Source organism: Tessaracoccus flavescens (assembly GCF_001998865.1).
Classification (GTDB): domain Bacteria; phylum Actinomycetota; class Actinomycetes; order Propionibacteriales; family Propionibacteriaceae; genus Arachnia; species Arachnia flavescens.
Map to the genome: position 1 here is coordinate 3,404,736 of NZ_CP019607.1, position 17,654 is coordinate 3,422,389.

Sequence of the window (17,654 nt, forward strand, 5' to 3'; positions counted from 1 at the left end):
ACCTGGACGCCCAAAGTCCGCTAAAGTTCCCTAGCGGATCGCAAACGATCCGGGCGGGCTGTAGCGCAGCTTGGTAGCGCACTTGACTGGGGGTCAAGGGGTCGCAGGTTCAAATCCTGTCAGCCCGACCAGGTCTTTGACCTTGTCGGTACCGCATTGATCGGCCCACCGAGGGCCCTCGTGCCAGATTCATCGGAGCGCAGGTACCTCATCACGCACACGATGCCGGGGCGTTGACTGCTTGGTGCTGACTCTCGTCAGCCCCAGTGTGGTGTTCTCTCGGTGCCCACGGCTTCGGCCGTCTTCGGGTGGCGGTCGTGATCATGTCGCAGCTTTGGCCTGCGGTCTCAACGCTGGCTTGGCTCCAGGGCCGACGCTCAGGCTGAGGCTGCCGGTGGGTCGGTGGGCGCGCCTTCGAGAGGTTTGAGTGTCTCGATCAGGTCCGGCTGTGAGCCCCGTCTCGCGCTGGACTGTTGGTTTCATGGATAGTGTTCGCACGGTAAGGGCCCCGGCGCGACCGCGATCACGATCGATCTGCCTCCGTTCACCCTCGTCGGCGCGACGATCCGGGCAGGGATGCTGCCAGGGCCCCGGCGCGACCGGTTCGGGTTCACCGGCCAGCTGGAGTTGCCTGGAATCCGGGATCGTCCAATCGACTGACGTCTCCGGGTGGGTAGGCGAAGATCGGTGTGTGGCAGATACGATCTGGGGCCGGCTCGAGGAGTGCGTGCAGCACCTCTCGGAGCCGTTTCGCGCCTCCGAGATCGTGGGTTGGTTCCGTCGCCACTACCCGGACGTGGATGAGCGCTCGCTTCGCACTCACATCCAGGGCGCCACGTCGAACGTCTCCGCGGAGTCTCGAGGCGGGTTCGCGCGACGCCGACCTCTCATCACCAGGATCGACCGCGGTCTCTACACCCGCTACGACCGGGAGAACGGTCCCGTGGCGACCGAGGTGCAACCGCCCCGGGAGCGTAAAGGACGGCGACAGTCGTCGCGCCATGTGGACATCGAGGGCGCCGTCACCGCGTGCCTCGCCCGCCGCACCCCCGATGCCCGGTACACCTCCTTCGACTACTGCTTCAACCACTTTCAGCAGAACCGGAGGAGGATGGCAGTCTGGTACCAATCCACTGGGATGGAGGCCAGCTGCTTCCATCTCGCCTTCTACCTGGCCAGCTGGGGCATGCTCCGTGGATCCTCCGGCCTGTTCCAACGCAGTGCCCGCCACCTGATGCCACTCATCGAGACCATCGCCAGCGCCCCCGACGAGGTATGGAACTTGGACCTCGACGGCTACGACACCCAAGGCATTGACCTGATCCTGCAGACCGCCAAGGACGTTCGCCGAGCCCTGCGACCTGTCGAGGCGTCGGACATCCTCGTCAGTAAGGTGATGCTGGGCGTGTTCGGCTGCGTCCCGGCGTTCGACACCTACTTCAAGAAGGGCTTCGGCGTCTCCACGTTCGGACGCGGAGCTCTGGACCAGATCGGCGAGTTCTACCGCGCCAACAGCCGGCTCATCGAGAGCCTGCGGGCACCCACGCTTGATTTCACCACGGGCAAGCCGACGACCCTGCTCTACACGAGGGCGAAGGTCGTCGACATGGCCTTCTTCCTCGAGGGCGGGTATCCGGGGTAGCTGCGACGGCCGGGTCGGGTGACTCTCGCGTGCCCTGGTCACACCTGGCGCTGGTGGGCGATAGGCTCCTTGCCACGATGAGTAGTACGAACACCTTCGCGCCCGGCAACGTCGTCGTGGTGCGCGACGAGGAATGGCTGGTCACGTCAGTCGACGAGTCCTCCGACGGGGCGGTCCTCAACGCCCAGGGGCTCTCGGACCTGGTGCGCGGCCACGACGCCGTCTTCTACCCCTCGCTGGACCGCATCACCCTCAACGACCCCCGCGAGCTCGGGGCTCAGGTCGGCGAGGTTGCCCGCGTGGTTGCTGCTGCGGCTTTGAGGACCGGTCGGACTGCTCGCCACAGGTCTTCCAGGCGCAGCCGAGCTGCCGAGCCAGACCGGCTTTAGATTTCTGTCGGCACCCTTCGCTAGGGTGTTTCATAGCCAGATCAAACGTACTTGCCGATTGCTCTGGCCTCCAAGTACGAGGAAGGTGCGAGGTGTGACAGAGACCCAGCCGTCGGTCGACGCCCTCATGGCGCCCGACGACATATTCTCGGGCAACCTGTACGTGGAACTTCCCGGCGACCGACCTTGGGAGCGGGATGACCGCAAAAAGTTGATGGCGTCCTGCGCGGACTTGACACGTAGATACCCTGCTATTCGCGAAGGTGCTCAGAACGCGAATGTGACGGTCGAGCAGTACCTGTTGAACACGATGTTTGCGGATTTGCTGCCTGCGCAGTTGTCCCTTGCCAAGTTGACGTTCCCCAGGGGGGCTCGTCATATCGACATCGACGTCACCATGCGACTGGCCGGAGAAGCTCGCCCCGGCTGGCCTCTGCCAAAGGGCGTGTCGTTGGTCGCGAAAGCTCGTTGGAATCTCAAGGGTGTTGATCGACAGACGGAGGACGTCTACCCCAACAACAACCCGGCTCTGCGCGTCTGGAGTTTCCATGACGGCCCACCGGGGGGCGCCCGCATCTTTGAAGTCAGCCTCGACGTCGTATGCCGTCAAACTGCGCGCCTTGAGCCCGGCACGCGCAAACAGCGGAACGTTCTCACTCAGCGGCTCGCCGAGGCCCTACCCGCCATTTCGGAACTGACGGGAGAACGGCTAAGAGATTGGAGCGACTTCCTTGAGTGGAAACGCCGTTTGATCCAGGCAAACAGAGAGGCCCTTCGCTACACGTCACGAACACTTGGCGCCGATCAGCGCTCTGTGAGCTTCACGATTGTCGGAGCCAACGCGGGAGCTCTCCAACAGGCCATCGGGAGGCTGGCTCGGAGCGATGTCCTGGCCGCTTTCGACACTTCCGTGAGCGAAGATGAATGGGTCTTCCAATTGCCCGAGGGCGAGCGCGAGCCGCGTGGCAGCGACATCGGCAGAAAGACGAGAGTACGAACCCAGGTTAGACCTGCCGCCGATCCATCCGGCATGCCATGGGATAGCCCTGCGACGGCTGAAGCGGCATTCTCACTCTCGGATGATGCGCTCGCGGCGATCGAAACGAGCGGGGACCCAAGCAATGCCCTCGGACGTGCGTTGAAGCTAATCCCCGAGTCGGGGTTTATCGTTCAGACCGCAGTTCAGGACCTGTCACAGGTCAATCGGCAGGCCCGGGCACTCGCTAATCTCAGCGACCAAGGCGGCTACTCGCCCTATCTTGCGCGATACATATTCGACGCTGCGGAGGCGCGAACTCCGAGCTTTCAGACTCCTATCGATCGATGGTTCAACACTCATCTCAACGCCGAGCAGCGTTCAGCGGTCCAGAAGGTACTTTCGGCGCCCGACTTGTGCCTCATTCAAGGTCCTCCAGGCACGGGCAAGACGACCGTCATCGCTGAGGCGATCACCCAGGTCGCGCAGCGAAACGAATCCGTGCTGCTGGCGTCGCAGACGCACACGGCTGTCGACAATGCACTGAGTCGGCTCCCGTTTCACCCGGGTGTTCGTGCCGTCCGGCTGACACGGAACGAGAGTCGGGTGAGTGATGAGGGGCAAGAATTTCTCAACGAGCGCGCGCTCGGTCGCTACTACAGATCGCTCGCGAATGCTGTTGGTGAGGCACGCCGGGCTGCTGCTGCGGAATCGGAGTTTGCTACACGCTTAGCGCGGTTCACCCAAGGAGCGGAACGACAGGTGGTCGAACTGAGAGCCGCCGAGGAACGTGTCCGCGACGTGACCAGCCGATACCAGTCAGCAGGCGATCAGTACCTTTCGCTCCTGCAGGGGCTGAAGGGCAGGGGTGTTGCCGTCCCCAAGTCCGCGACAGATTGGTCGTCGTCAGACTCGTCCGCAGATTTGCTGGACACCTGGTTATCCGACTTTGAAGAGGCCGTCCCCGTCTTGAATTACCCGCTGCGGATCCTTCTGGGAGATCGCCAGCCCGGACCAGGATCGCACGGCGGCCGCCAACGTTTTGAACTCGAGGCCCAGCTAACTACGGTCGTGGAGAAGATGAAGACTGATGCCTCGCTCATCGAGAAGTGGCAGCGTCTACAAGCCGAGCTGGACGGGCTCCCCGAGGACGATGAGAATAGCGCCCTCCCTGCTGAGAAGCTTGTCGCGTACTTCCCCGAAGCCGCGGACCTGATGGCGGAGCTCCAGAGCAAGTCGCTTCCTCCCCTCAAGCGGTTGAAGTACCGAAAGTTGGCTCGCGACCTCATCCGACGCATCGATGAAGCGGCCGGTCTGCTCCCCGAAGCAAACGAGCAAGGAGACTTACGAGACGATCTGCGCACGGAGCTGCATTCGGCCGAGCGCCTAGTCGATCAGGCACAGAGGAACGCTGCCGACTACTTCTCTTCTCACCGACAGTTCGACTTCTCGCTGCCTGCCCAACCAGATCGGCTCGTTGCTGCCGATCTTGACGCACAGCTTCAGTCGCTGCTGAGCGAGAACAGCCTCCGGCTCGCTGAGGCAAGCCGCCAGCAGCAGGAAGGCGATGCTTGGAGCGACATCCAGGATGACTGGATTGCTGATCTCGGCTGCGACGGAGTCGCGGAGCGGGACTGGGAAACGATCGGCGACGACTGGTTGGCGGAGTGCAATGTCGTGGGTGTTACCTGCAACGAGAACCCGAGGACTCTCGACGATCCCGGTCTTACCAACTTCGACCTGACGATCATCGACGAGGTCAGCAAAGCAACTCCCCTGGAAATGCTCATGCCGCTGATGCGCGCCCGTCGCTCAGCCCTGGTCGGTGACCACCGGCAGTTGCCGCCGATGTTCCGCGAAGGGCAGGACGCCGAAGGACTGACCGAGGAGTCGGACGACGCAGTCCCCGAAGAGCTCGCACTGACACCCGAGAATCTGAAAAAGTACGAGAAGTTCGTTACGGCCTCACTCTTCCGAACGCACTTTGAGCGTGCCGACGACTCAATCAGGGAACGCCTGACGGTTCAGCACCGCATGCACCCAGACATCATGGACTCGGTCAACCGGTTCTACGAGGGGCAGTTGACTTGCGGCATCAACCACCCTAACGACGAGCGTGCCCACGGGCTCACCATCAAGGGGCGTGGCGACCTGCCAGTCATCTCGCCCGACAAGCACATGGTGTGGATTGACACCACCCACGACGATCAGGGCCGCGCTTGGACCGAGCCGGCGCCCAACTCTGACAAGGCTCGGACGAACGATCTCGAGGCCCGGTTGATCGTGAGGATGCTTCGCGACATCGACGACTCCTGGGCGAGCGACCCGGCCAATGGAGGAAAGCTCAAAGAGATCGGGATCGTGTCGATGTACCAAGCTCAGGTTCGGCGCATCAGGCAGGAGATCAACGAGGAGCTTAGGAACAAGCCCTTCAAAGCGATTAAGTACGAGTTGAATACTGTCGTCAAGTACCAAGGCAAGGAGAAGCCCATCATCTTGGTGAGCATGGTCCGCAACTTCGGCCCCAAGGCGTCGAACCGCAGGCGCAGCTCCCGGGCAAACGTGGCGAGGTTCGAGTACATTAACGTGGCGTTCTCCAGAGCCCAGGAACTGCTCGTCGTGTTCGGCGCCAGGGACACCTTCGCTCCGTACGAAGTGGAGCTTCCGCCGATGGATGCGACTGGAAGCCCGACGATCGCGAACGTCTACAGAGAGATCTGTGACGTCACGGAGCGCAACGGTGCCTTGAAGCAAGCTAGTGCTCTTGGTGAGCTCCCTCCGACACATGCGGGGGCGACACGGCGATGAGGCTTACCACTGTCAGTGTTGGCATCCCGGTTTTCACGCTCAAGGCGTCGGTCCATCACAGCCTCGTGCGGAAGCCCACCGTCTTCGAGCGAATGGTGCTCCGGCTCACTCGGCGCGGCCACGAGAACCCGGTGGTCGGAGGTTCTAGTCTCCGACAGGCATTCGAGGAACGTCTCGGCGTCCAGGGGGTCCCGCAACTCCTGGAGAGTACTGTCTCAGGGCTGGTCCGATTGGGCGTGTTGAGCGCTCCAGGCGCCCTAGGAAAGTCGCTTCTGGACGAACCGATAGAGACTCTCCGGCTCACCCCCGAAGGCGAGGAGTTCTACAACCGGAACACGCTTCCAAGCAGGCCGACCGCAGACGCCGTGGACTACTCGTACACACCGTGGTCGAATTCGTTGTCCACGGCACGCCCAGGCAAGTTGGCGGAGGTTGCCCCTGGGCTCGCGTTCGACGATGCCATCCTGCGGCCTCGCGACCCCTCGTCGCTAGTCCGCCGCGAACTCGAGGTGAACCGTCCCCGATTTCTCAAGAAGGAGTCGCGGATCATCGACGTAGACGCGGTAACCTCTCAGTCTGTCGCTTGGCTGACCGTTGACATCGAGATTCACGCTTCACCCGAGGGCTACCTCGACCTGAAGACGCAAGGCAAGGCATACGAGAACTGGCTGCACAAACTGGAACCGGCAGTGGTCCAGGCGACCTTCCTAGATGCGGTCATTGGCAAGGCCAGTGCGCCATATCTCGAACTCAATCGAGAGGTTCTCGAACAAGCTAAGCGCCTCGCGCTGGCGAGTGGGCATTCGACGCCCAGTGCACCAACCGTCACCCTGCCGGCTGCCGCGGAAGGCGGACTCACCATCACCCTCAGTCCCGTGGACGACGCCCCAAAGCTCACGCACGGCTCATCCGGCCACGCCGTGATCTCCTGTCCCGCTCCGACCACGGTTCCTCCGCAAGTCGTCAGGGTGACCGTGGACGGAGGGCAGGCAACTGATTGCGTGCTGGAGGGCTCGGTGGCCCTGACGTGGGCCGGCGGACTTCGTGACGTCCACGTCCAAGCGGATCTCGACGGAGAGGACGCCGCTCGATACTGGAAGCCATTCAGCGACGACTTGGCTGCATCACTCGCCGCTTCGACTGATTCCAAGGTCTCCGTCGTGCCGCTCCTCTGGGGCTCGGACCGACCGATTGACTCATTGAGCCAGCAACTGGTGAGCCTTCCAATTTCCCCGGCACTGGAGAAGATTGGAGAGTTCTTGACGGCCGCCGGTGAAGCCGGGGCGACGTTCAGTACGGCTCAATCAGACAGGCTGGCTTGCCTACTTGCGGACAGCATCGAAAGCACTGCCGATGCACCAATTCTCAACATGTCACTCGTCAACGAGTGGCTGGGTTTCATCGCTAGCTCACTAGGGACCGGCACCTCACCAGAGGCTCTCCGGACGGCGCTCCTGTCCAAGGCAGCTCCGCCCTCATCGGCGTTGGAGGTCCGGCAACTCCTTGCTTTGGAAGGCAATCTTCATAAGATCCCATCCCGATTGCTCGGACCAGGCGTGATGGCGGCCGTTCTGGAGGAACTCTGGAACGACCCACAACATGAACTGGTCACAGGTGACGTCGACAGCCTCCAGGGCCTTGAGGCATACCGCTCGGCACAGGCGTCCTTGGACGCGCTTCTCGGCCGGCATAACGCAGACTTGGGAGCCACTGGTCGGCGCGTGGTCGCAAAGAAGTCGGTCGGTGAAGCACTGCAGGCTGCCGAGAAGTGGCTTGCGGCTGTCGATGACCCCAAGCTTGCGCAGGCGACGGGCTCGTCATTCCCGACCGGTCTCCTACAGTTCCGCGAAAAGGTCCGCGCTTGGCGAGACGCAGCAAACGCGAACCTCGCCCCGGCGATTGGCCCTGACCAGATCGCGCTGGTGTTTGACTCGAACACGCTGCTTGACCATCCTGACGCGCTTCCGGGTCTCACCAGTTCACAGATCGGTGTTATCCCAAACCGGGTCATCCAAGAGCTCGACGGGCTGAAGCGCAGTAGCGACGAGAGCCGAGCCCGAAAGGCTCGTGCCGCCAATCGGACGATCGACGGCCTCCGCGAACGCAACTCGCTTCGCTTAGAGAAGGCCAGAACTGAGCTGATTCCGTCGGACTTCGGCTCAACGGACGATCCCGACAACCAGATCCTCTCGGTCGCTGTCGCCTTCAGCGGGAGCAAAGTCACCCTCGTGACCGCCGACAAGAACCTTCGCGCAAAGGCGGAAGCCAGCAACATCAGGGCCAGGGACTGGCTGAGTCTCAAGAAGGCCGGAGGTAGAGACAGATGAGCCGAAGAGCCTCTTACAACTATGCGGTTGACAATGCAGCGCATCTGGCCGCGCGGGCCTTGCGCCAAGCCGAGTACCAGAGGCGTCAGGCCGAACGAGAGCGCCGCCGAGTCGAGTGGGTACAGCGCACGTCGGAGACCACCTCCGGTCACCTCGCCCGCTATCAGGCCATCCTGGATGACATCCGCGAGCAGGACTTGGTTGAGTTCGTGTCCACGGAGTTCCACGAGATCTCCCGCCTAGTTGCACAGGCACGCTCCCTCACGGTTTCCGACCCTGCTGCCGCACGCGACATCAGTCGCCAGATCGGTCCTCGACTCGGCCCGCTGCCCAGAACCGCGAGGCAACTGCGAGGGCAACGCCGCGCTGGCGAGACTCCAGCCCACCGACGAGTGGGCACCGAGTATGGGCGCGAAGCGGCAGCAACCGCGCAAGCCACGCCCGCCACCGACCAGCCCGCGACTCCGGTTGAGAATCCAGCCGAAGTGGCATGGCGTGAATCGCTCGCTGGCTGGACCGACTTCCTTGCGCGCGACCTCGCCTTTGGTGACCTGACCGCGCTTCGCCAGCGGATCGCCAACCCTGAGAGCGCCTTTGATGCAGCCGAAGTCAAGGCTCAAGTGAAGGCACTCAAGGACAAGTGGGTCGGGGAAGCCGAGAAACAGCGACGGGAAGAAGCCGAACTTGCCGGTCTCCAAGAACAGCTTGCCGAGGAGCCGCCCGAAGTTGAGGACCTGGCGCCGCTCGAAGATGAAGCGGAGGACCCTGAATCAGTACGTCGTGAGGCCGTGAAGGCGGTGAGGGGTGCACTTGAAGAGGCCGGGTTCCAAGTCGCGAACCCGCGGCTTGTCAACGGCGAGGTGGTCGTGGTGGGTACACGACCAAGTGGAGCGAGTGCAACGTTCAACCTGACCCTCGATGGCTCACTCGAATACGATTTCTCGGGATATCGGGGGGCGAGTTGCGACGTGGACATCGACGCTGTCGTACCGGCACTTCAAGAGGTTTACGGGATCCAGCTGACAGACGAGGTCGTTGCCTGGCGGAACCCAGACGACGAGGACGCCACGGCCCGCCCACAGCCCGGAAGGACTAGGAACGCATGAGCACCCAAGCAGCCCAGTGGCATACGACGTTCGACCGAGAGATCCGGGTGCGTCGCGGTGTCGTACTGTTCGGAAACGTCCGAGACATCACCAGCGACCCGCAAGGTAGAAGAGGCCAGATGCCGGTCATCGAGGCCGCGATCGACTTGTTGAAGACGGCCGGCTACCGGCAGGTGCTCCGATGGGACCGCGTGAACGGCGTCCAAGGCGTCACGCCCGCCCAGTGGCGAGACATTGTCGCGGCATCGACTCCGACCCAACAGTCACAGCTCGAGGGTGAGGAATACGACGCGGGTCCGCGTGCGCCTAGGTCACCGAACGCTCGCATCGCCACCGACGCAGTCGAGTTCCTCAACGTCGTGGCGAGCGCCGTCCAATCAGACACAAACGAACCGCCCGCCATCGTCCTCGACTGGACCGAGTACCTCTTCGGCGAGCCGAACAGTCTCCCTGTAGCCGAACGTGACTGGCTCACGTTGCTCGGCAAGGCGACCCGCGATGTCCCCCTGCAAGCCACCGTCTCTGGCAGCAGGACACCGATTGTCGTGCTCGTGTGCAACGGGCTCGCTGTGCTTCCCCCGGCGCTCTACGTCAACAACCCTGACTGGGCGACCGTGTCCGTCCCTCTCCCCACCCGTGAGCAGCGGGAGGAAGCCATCCTGTCGCTCGGATCAAGCCTGCGAGTGTCCACGCCCATCACGCCAAACACTCGGGGCCTCACCGATCTCGTCGACGCGTTGGACGGGCTCACCATCAAGGACATCCGCAACATCGCTGCTCTTTCCAGCCTCGACGGCAGCCTCAGCGCCGAGTCGCTGGTGAGCCTCTACAAGTTTGGCGAACACAGAAGCCCGTGGGAGCAACTCAACCGCGAGAAGTTGAAGACCACCACCCGGACACTCGCGGAACGAGTTAAGGGTCAGGACCGTGCCATCGAGGCCGTGAACAAGGTTCTCATCCGCGCGTACACGGGTCTTTCAGGGCTTCAGCACTCACGGAAACAGCGCACTCCGAAAGGCGTGCTCTTCTTCGTGGGGCCGACAGGCGTCGGCAAGACTGAACTCGCGAAATCTCTCGCACAGTTCCTCTTCGGAGACGAGGAAGCGTGCATCCGCTTCGACATGTCCGAGTACAACCACGAGCACGCTGATCAGAGACTTGTCGGCGCACCCCCAGGCTACGTTGGCTTCGAGGAGGGCGGCCAGCTCACCAACGCCGTCAAGAAGCGTCCCTTCGCTGTCCTCTTGTTCGACGAGATTGAGAAGGCCCATGGCCGGATCTTGGACAAGTTCCTACAGATCCTTGAAGACGGGCGCCTCACCGACGGCCGAGGCGAGACGGTCCAGTTTGCTGACACTTTCATTGTGTTCACCTCCAACATCGGTGCCGGCGAGGTCGACCGGCACTCACCCAATGTCCGTGAGGAGTTCGTCGACCGCGTCCGCGACCACTTCGTTGAGAGTCTGCATCGCCCGGAGCTTCTCGGGCGCATCGGCGAGGCCAACATCATCCCGTTCGACTTCATCGACAACGACGACTTCCTGGTCGAGATTGCGCGCTCAAAGCTCAGCCCGCTGCGCCTTCGCCTTCAGGAGAAGTGGGGTATCCGTGACCTGCGGTTCGATGACGAGATCAGAGCTCTGACTGCAGTCGTCCGGGCAATGGACCGCACGGCAGGAGGCCGAGGGGTCCTGGCGGCGCTGTCGGAGAATCTCATCGACCCGCTGGCGAACTTCCTGTTCGAGAACCTCGCTACCCCGGCCGACTCCGACGGACGGATACTCCGTGTGACCCAAGATGGCGACGGGGCGACCTTCAACTTCAAGTTGGTTGCGTGAGCTGGATCAACCTCGCGTCGTGGCTCTCATCGACTGAGGCTGAAGGCCCCGGTCGCCGGGCAGCGCTCTGGGTGCAAGGCTGTCAGTTCCTCTGCCCAGGATGCTGCAACCCCAGCTTTCTTCGCATCGCCCCCCGTGACCTCGTGACTGCGGAATCACTGGTCGAACGCCTCTCCGCTGCCAAGGCCGAACACAACATCGAGGGACTGACAATGCTCGGCGGAGAACCGTTGCTACAGGCCAAGGGGCTCTCGGAGCTTGCGGCAGGCGCCCAAGGGCTCGGCCTGTCCGTCATGGTCTTCACTGGCTACACGCTTGAGGAGTTGCGTAGCGATCCTCTTCCCGGCAGCGAGCGACTGCTAGACCACACCGATGTGCTAGTCGATGGGCGATTCGTGGCGGAACTCCCCGAGCAACACCGCGCATGGGCTGGCTCGAGCAACCAGAGGTTCCACTACCTGACCGACCGCTACGAGAGCACGATCGAGCAAACGGACGGCGCTAGCCAGCGCGTTGAGATTCGCTTTAGCGAGTCTGGGCGAGTGGAAGTCAACGGCTGGCCGGCCGACTTCAAGGCCAAAGGTAACGCCTGAACTCCAGCGCGACGTAGGCATCGTCTCCTCGGTCCCGACGCCAGCACATCTTGTTCTCGACAGATTATCGAAGACGCTGGGATGCGCAGGTGGGAGAACCCGCCGGCGGCTGACGCCGACGAAGTGCGGACCGCGCTATGCGCTCTTACGAAGCGATCTGGTCTAGCGACGACCCGCGCTTGTCTACTCCGTGCTTGGGTCGCTCACCTCAGCCTATGCGTTGCTGAGTCAGTGGCTGCATCAGCGCGCGCTTCGTGGGATTCCCCGGTCGAATTCGAGATCATCATGAACACGCCAGCGAACTGGCGGTGACTAGCGGGATGCCGTTCAGCGCAGCCCCACGCCGGGACTGCTGCACGAGTAGGTGACATCTGATCTGGCTTGCCCGAGGGATGGGCCTGGAAGGATGTTGCTGTGCCCAAGCCTTACCCGTGCGAGTTCCGTGACGATCGCGAGGAACCGCGAGCCCGGAGTCACGATCGAGCCGACGAGGTGGCCGTTGAGGGGAAACTTGCGGCCCGGGTGCATGGCCTCAAGTTCGTTCGCGACGACGAAGAGCTGTTCGATCAGCTCCGCGGTGCGAGCGGTTCGGCATCACGGTCCTGCACGTGCTTGCCTCCTTCAATGTGGTGGTGTCCAGCCTGCACCTGTCTCAGGCAAGCGTGGTGTGGATACCCGTGACTGTGTTCCTGGATCGGTGTCGACCAGCGGCGCCGAAAGAGGAAGTTGTCACTTGGGCGGGGAAGTGATCGGGGGTCGGTGGAGTGTGATAGCTGTGAACGTAGAGATTGGGAGGTGACGCAGGGTGACGTTGACGTTTGCTGCTGTCATGGCCGATGCGGGTATCGAAGCGCGGGAGGCCCTGGTGATCCGTCATGCGTATGTGCGTGAGCATGAGGATGGGTCCGCCGGTATCCATGGTGACTCGTCGGATGATGAGATCTTGGCCTACACCCGCGTGCAATCGGCTGATCCCCGGATGTTCCCGAAGGTTGCACCCGGGTATTGGATCGTGTGCCTTCCTGAGGGTGGGGATCGCGCGCGGCTGTGGTCGGTGGTGGTCAATCATGGCGAGGTCGCCAAAGACGGCGGGCTGCGCACGTTCGATCTGGAACGCAGTGACGCGATGGGCGACTTGCGGAATCGGCTTGTGACCGGCTGGCGGTCCCCGCGGACGTGGCGGATCAACGCGACGACGGCGGCGACGTATCCGGTGCTGGAGATCGCCGATGCTCAGCCGGTGCCGTTCCCGGGCTTTGATGCGCTGATCTTGGACTATCCGCAGTTGTAGGCCGTGATGCGTGAGCATCGCTATGCGGCGTGGCGGACGGCTCTGGCTTCGGTGGTGGGGATCTATCTGATCACCGATACCCGGGACGGACGTCACTATGTGGGGAAGGCGGACGGTGCGGAGAATCTGCTACAGCGGTGGGCTGCGTACTCGGTGAACGGGTATGGCGGGAACGTGGAACTACGTGGCCTGGATCCGTCCAGCTTCCGATTATCGGTGTTGAGGGTGTTCGATCCTGCCACCCCGACTGGTCAGATCAACGCTGCCGAGGGCCACTACAAGCACGCGCTGGACTCGCGTCGGCACGGGCTGAACCGCAACTGACCAGCTCAAGGTGCTGAGCCTTCCACGTCACAGGCTCTCCTTCGTCCTCCTGACGCGGGGTGGGCGGCGTCCCGGGGAGTGCGATGCGACTCCAGACATCCAGATGCTTGACCTGGCTGGACGGGCTTCGGTGGTTCCGATCAGGTTTGCAGGCCAGCGCGGTGAAGCGTGGTGTTGAGCTTGTCTGGAGGGCTTCGAGGCTGCGGCCGTCGTTGCCTCGGAGGTGCCCTACGGCCGTGAGGGCGGTGATCGCGACGTCGAGGAGTTCGTCTTGGACGTCGGACAGTTGATGGGTGATGCCTTTGCGGGGTCCTGTCCGGCCGCGCCGATGTAGGCGGACACGACTTCTCCGGCTTCCTCGGTGATCTTCGCGAGCCGGCCCACATGGCGGCCTCGGGGTGTCTGCCGTTGTTGCCTTGGTCGATCCACCGGCTCAGTTCGGCCAGGCCGTCAGAGATCTGCGGCCTCGGGGGGAGAGCTTCTCCTGCGGTCGGCGACCCCGGCTATGCGTGCTCGTTGGGGGGCTGGTCGGGTTCTGCGCCAGGGTAGCCTTTGAGGTATCTGCGGTACATGACGCGTCCGCCGAAGACGTCGCGGACCTGGGTGCCGATGACGTGGGCGAGTTCGGGGGCGCCGTGGCCGGTGAAGCCCCACCGGTTCTGGCCCTGGTCAGTCGGGACCTCGGAGGGCAAGCAGGTGTCGATGCGGTAGGCGCCGCGGACGATGCCGAGGGCGACTCCGAGGCAGTAGTGGGCGCGGTCTCGGACCCAGCCTGAGATCTTCCAGTGACCGCGGGTCTGGTCGTAGATCTGATCCGGGTTGGAGTCGGGAGTCGGGGCGCCAGCCTTTCTGGATCTTGACCATGATGAGCGGCTGGTTGATGGGCGGGCATGGGTCGGCGCGGTGGCGGGCGATGATGGCGGGCAGTGCGGCGAGTCCACGGGCGCCGGAGTCGTGGCCGCGGACCAGGTTGGTCAGGGGCTGTCCGTCGGCATGGAAGGCGTCGATGACGGCCTGTTCGACGATGAAGGCGGTGGTCTCGTCTTCGATGTCGGTGCGGAGGAACAGGAGTTCGACGGGGTGTCCGGTGGCTTCGATGTCGAGGATGGTGCGGAGTTTGGCGCGTTCGGATTCGGGGTCTTTGCCTGCGTCGCGGGTGTGTGCGTTGATCCGGTCCCCGATGCCTTTGCCGATGTAGAAGACGCGGCCGTTGCGGGGGTCCCTGAGTGCGTACACGTAGTAGCGCAGCACGACCGCGACCTCTCCGGGGATGCGCAGGTCGTCGGTCAGGATCCCGAGCATAGGCCTCCCGCGACCGTCATCCTGCGCATGAGTCGATCAGCCGCAGGAGCGCGAACCTCGGGCGATCACGACAGCGCGGGGCCACCTGGCGGTAGGTCGTGGATGAGGGCTGCGAGTTCCCGGTCGGGGCTGACGTGGCGTTTGAAGAGCGGCCCGCAGGGGACCCGGGAGAGCTTCAGCGACAGGCCGAGCAGATCGAGCGGCTCTGCTCTGTCGCGGTGGTGTTCGGCAAGGAACGCGAACTCGTTGAGTGATCCGACGAGGCTGCGGTTGGCGGTGGTGGCCAGGTTCGTGTGGCGGGCGGCGGCGACCTCTGCCGCGTTCACGTGTGGGGGTGTGTGGTGGGCATTGAGGAGCTCAGCGAGGTGGTCGGGGAACCGCTGGAGGAGGGTGCGGGCGGGGGCGAGGGGCATCAGCAGCGGGAGCAGGGTGCGTTCGTTGATCAGTAGCGCGATCTGGCGGGGGCGCCAGGGGAGGTAGGTGGCGTACCAGTCCCCGAGCAGGCTCGTCGAGGCTGGCGGGTCCGGGGTGGTCGGGCCGAGGCGTTGCAGCAGTTTCCGGGTTGCCCGCACAGTCGTCACCCGGCTCATTCTGCCTGACAGGTGGCAGTTGATCCAGCGTCCCTTGGGGCGCATCGGAGCCGTGCGGCACGCGCCGACGAACCGGTCGAGACCTAGATGTACTGACCACGGAGATTGAGTACGCGCGGCGGGTCTGCTGGACATAGGGGAAGACCTCTGAGTGAAGTGTGGGACTTACGACAGAACCCATTTCACGAAACAGAGGTCTTCCATGCCCCACCGTAACGCCATACTCACCGAAACCGGACGTCTGCACCTGGCCCAGCTCGTCGTTGACCAGGGCTGGACCCTGCGGCGAGCCGCGGAACGTTTCGGTGTCGCGGTCAACACCGCCCGCCGCTGGGCGCAGCGTTACCGCGAACAGGGCCTGGCCGGGATGGTCGACAAGTCCTCTCGCCCGAAGCATTGCCCGCATCAACTCTCGCAGCGCACCGAGCGTCGCATCGTCGGGTTGCGTGTAACCAAGCGCTGGGGCCCGGCCCGGATCGCCTACCACCTTCACCTGAACCCCTCGACGGTCCACAAGGTCATCAGGCGCTACGGCTGCCCACCCCTGCGATGGACCGATCCTGCTACCGGAGCCAGGATCAAAACCTCACGCGCCGAGAAACGCCGCTACGAGCACGCCGCCCCCGGCGACCTGGTCCACGTCGACATCAAGAAACTCGGCCGGATCCCCGACGGCGGCGGCCACAAAGTGCTGGGCCGTGCCGCGGGTACCCGGAACAAGACCAGAACCGCCACGAACCGCCGGCCCGGGTATGCCTACATCCACAACGCCGTCGACGACCACTCCCGCTTGGCCTACAGCGAAATCCTGACCGACGAGAAGAAGGAAACCGCCGCCGCGTTCTGGCAACGCGCCAACGCCTTCTTCAACGCCGCCGGGATCACCGTGACACGAGTCTTGACTGACAACGGCGCCTGCTACCGCTCCAACGCCTTCAAAAAGGCTCTCGGCGACGACATCACACACAAACGCACCCGCCCCTACCGACCCCAAACCAACGGCAAAGTCGAACGGTTCAACCGCATCATGCTCGAGGAATGGGCCTATGCCCAGCCCTACACCTCCGAAACCCAGCGAGTCGCCGCCTTCGACCAATGGCTGCACCATTACAATCACCACCGAGGCCACACCGCGCTCAAGGGACATCCCCCAGCCGCGCGCGTACCCAACCTATCCGGGGTGAACACCTAGACTTCGGCGGCATGAGGATCACAGGACGAGGCCTGACTGCCGCCACAGTGCTCAGCGCGTTGATTCTTGCGGGCTGCGGTGGGCCCAGCGACGAGGTGGGGGAGCAGACCCCGGCGGCGACCGCGGAGGCCACGCCCAGCCAGGTGAGTGCCGATCCCTCATCGCCGAGTGCCCCCGCCGAACCTGCGGCGTCACCTTCGGCATCGGAGTCGCAGGCCGGGCCGGTCGAGCAGGATCCCGAACTCGCGTCTCTCCTTGCGGGCCTGATCATCGGCGACGTTCCGCCCGTCTCGCTCAAGGCCACCGCGAACGTCGGTGCCGTCTGTGGGTTCGACGGTGGCGGCTGCTACCTGCCCGACGAGAAGACCATCTACCTCTCCGACGAGACCACGCAGTTCCAACGCCCCGAGCTCTTGGCGCACGAGTACCTCCACTACCGGTGGGAAACCGAGGGGCTCGACGACGATGCCGAACTCGCGGCCGCGCTCGAGAAGGCGTTCAGCGACAAGGAGGGCCTCGGATCGCTCGTGCCGTCGTGGCAGGAGGAGTACCTCCAACCCGACGGATCGGTTCTTCCTACCGAGCTCTTCTCCTACTCGTGCACGGGTCAGCGACCCGACCAGCAGGAGGCGATCATCGCCGAGCGGTGCGCCGAGTACCTCAAGGTCGAGGCCCTCCCCGTCAACCAGAAGCTCACCACGACTGCGCTGACCGACGAGATCGCCCGCCAGCGCGAGGAGGCCGGGCTGCCGGAGCTCGAACTCAACCCGCAGGCGGCCGCCGCATCAGAGGCCCGCGCCGAGCTGTTCACCCCACAGTCCCAGGTTCCGCTCAGCGAGTACCCCGAAAGCGTCACCGAACACCTCGAGGCAGGCTGCGCCCCCGCGACCTACTCGGCCCAGCTCCTCCGCCCCTACGACCTGGACGACATGGTGACGCACGCGGACGAGCTGCTCAAGGGAGCGCTGCTCTCCGACGGGGCGAAGGGCGTGGGTGTCGCCATCAAGGAGTTCGACTACATCGACGCCAGGAAGCTCTTCGGCGAGCGCACCATCACAGTGAACGCCACGCTCGTCGTGACCACCGTCTGCACGTAGCAGCGGCCGACCGGCGGAGCTGCGCGTCAACCGCCCGGGCATCCCCGGTCACACCCGGACTTTTCACGGCGGCGACGGGGTCTGAAGGGACGTCCCCGAGCTGAAGCCAGCAGGACCCGTTGCGCTGCCGCGCCCTGGCGCTCCGGTAGGGACGCGCTGGGCAGCCATGCCCCCGGGCA

Annotated in this window: 14 protein-coding genes, 1 tRNA gene and 1 pseudogene; 13 read left to right on the plus strand and 3 right to left on the minus strand. The window is 63.7% G+C overall.

Annotation, left to right across the window (positions count from 1 at the left end):
• Window positions 1-54 precede the first annotated feature (54 nt).
• The 11 genes and pseudogenes from BW733_RS16435 (at window position 55) to BW733_RS19125 (ending at window position 13,294) form a co-directional block, all read left to right on the plus strand.
• A tRNA-Pro gene (locus BW733_RS16435) sits at window positions 55-131 on the plus strand.
• A gap of 367 nt (window positions 132-498) precedes the next feature.
• Window positions 499-645 (plus strand): annotated as a pseudogene (locus tag BW733_RS16440) (Holliday junction branch migration DNA helicase RuvB); the annotation flags it as partial.
• 46 nt (window positions 646-691) lie between these two features.
• The gene (locus BW733_RS16445; protein WP_077352219.1) at window positions 692-1,642 is read left to right on the plus strand and encodes a DUF7669 domain-containing protein; all 951 of its coding nucleotides are present in this window, start codon (window positions 692-694) and stop codon (window positions 1,640-1,642) included.
• Window positions 1,643-1,719: 77 nt separating this feature from the next.
• Window positions 1,720-2,031, plus strand: a complete 312-nt coding sequence (locus BW733_RS16450; protein ID WP_152024768.1) for a hypothetical protein — start codon at window positions 1,720-1,722, stop codon at window positions 2,029-2,031.
• 94 nt (window positions 2,032-2,125) lie between these two features.
• Window positions 2,126-5,815, plus strand: a complete 3,690-nt coding sequence (locus BW733_RS16455) for an AAA domain-containing protein (protein WP_077352223.1) — start codon at window positions 2,126-2,128, stop codon at window positions 5,813-5,815.
• Entirely contained in the window at window positions 5,812-8,142 is a 2,331-nt protein-coding gene (locus tag BW733_RS16460) for a PIN domain-containing protein (RefSeq protein WP_077352225.1), read from the plus strand. Before BW733_RS16455 ends, BW733_RS16460 begins: the two co-directional genes overlap by 4 nt.
• On the plus strand, window positions 8,139-9,248 hold the full coding sequence (locus tag BW733_RS16465) for a hypothetical protein (RefSeq protein ID WP_077352227.1): 1,110 nt from the start codon (window positions 8,139-8,141) through the stop codon (window positions 9,246-9,248). Before BW733_RS16460 ends, BW733_RS16465 begins: the two co-directional genes overlap by 4 nt.
• The gene (locus BW733_RS16470) at window positions 9,245-11,086 is read left to right on the plus strand and encodes an AAA family ATPase (RefSeq protein WP_077352229.1); all 1,842 of its coding nucleotides are present in this window, start codon (window positions 9,245-9,247) and stop codon (window positions 11,084-11,086) included. Before BW733_RS16465 ends, BW733_RS16470 begins: the two co-directional genes overlap by 4 nt.
• Complete coding sequence (locus BW733_RS16475; RefSeq protein ID WP_077352231.1) at window positions 11,083-11,679, plus strand: 4Fe-4S single cluster domain-containing protein; 597 nt, start codon at window positions 11,083-11,085, stop codon at window positions 11,677-11,679. The genes BW733_RS16470 and BW733_RS16475 overlap by 4 nt, the downstream gene beginning before the upstream one ends.
• An 805-nt stretch (window positions 11,680-12,484) precedes the next feature.
• Window positions 12,485-12,970: a hypothetical protein gene (locus BW733_RS19120; RefSeq protein ID WP_202970232.1), complete on the plus strand. Its 486-nt coding sequence runs from the start codon at window positions 12,485-12,487 to the stop codon at window positions 12,968-12,970.
• 6 nt (window positions 12,971-12,976) lie between these two features.
• Window positions 12,977-13,294, plus strand: a complete 318-nt coding sequence (locus BW733_RS19125; protein ID WP_202970233.1) for a GIY-YIG nuclease family protein — start codon at window positions 12,977-12,979, stop codon at window positions 13,292-13,294.
• Window positions 13,295-13,797: 503 nt separating this feature from the next.
• Here BW733_RS19125 and BW733_RS16485 read toward each other — a convergent pair.
• The 3 genes from BW733_RS16485 to BW733_RS16495 all read right to left on the minus strand — a co-directional run bounded on the left by BW733_RS16485 (window position 13,798) and on the right by BW733_RS16495 (window position 15,177).
• Window positions 13,798-13,986 carry a hypothetical protein gene (locus tag BW733_RS16485; protein WP_077352233.1) on the minus strand — a complete coding sequence of 63 codons (189 nt, stop codon included), beginning with the start codon at window positions 13,984-13,986 and terminating at the stop codon, window positions 13,798-13,800.
• Window positions 13,964-14,596 carry a GIY-YIG nuclease family protein gene (locus BW733_RS16490; protein WP_077352235.1) on the minus strand — a complete coding sequence of 211 codons (633 nt, stop codon included), beginning with the start codon at window positions 14,594-14,596 and terminating at the stop codon, window positions 13,964-13,966. The genes BW733_RS16485 and BW733_RS16490 overlap by 23 nt, the downstream gene beginning before the upstream one ends.
• 65 nt (window positions 14,597-14,661) lie before the next feature.
• Window positions 14,662-15,177: a DUF6933 domain-containing protein gene (locus BW733_RS16495; RefSeq protein ID WP_202970234.1), complete on the minus strand. Its 516-nt coding sequence runs from the start codon at window positions 15,175-15,177 to the stop codon at window positions 14,662-14,664.
• A 211-nt stretch (window positions 15,178-15,388) separates the two neighbouring features.
• Between BW733_RS16495 and BW733_RS16500 the strand changes: the two genes are divergently transcribed.
• Both BW733_RS16500 and BW733_RS16505 read left to right on the plus strand, forming a co-directional pair.
• Window positions 15,389-16,378 (plus strand): IS481 family transposase, encoded by a 990-nt coding sequence (locus BW733_RS16500; protein ID WP_077348209.1) that lies wholly within the window; start codon window positions 15,389-15,391, stop codon window positions 16,376-16,378.
• A gap of 11 nt (window positions 16,379-16,389) precedes the next feature.
• Window positions 16,390-17,475: a hypothetical protein gene (locus BW733_RS16505; protein WP_152024769.1), complete on the plus strand. Its 1,086-nt coding sequence runs from the start codon at window positions 16,390-16,392 to the stop codon at window positions 17,473-17,475.
• The last annotated feature ends 179 nt before the right edge of the window (window positions 17,476-17,654 follow it).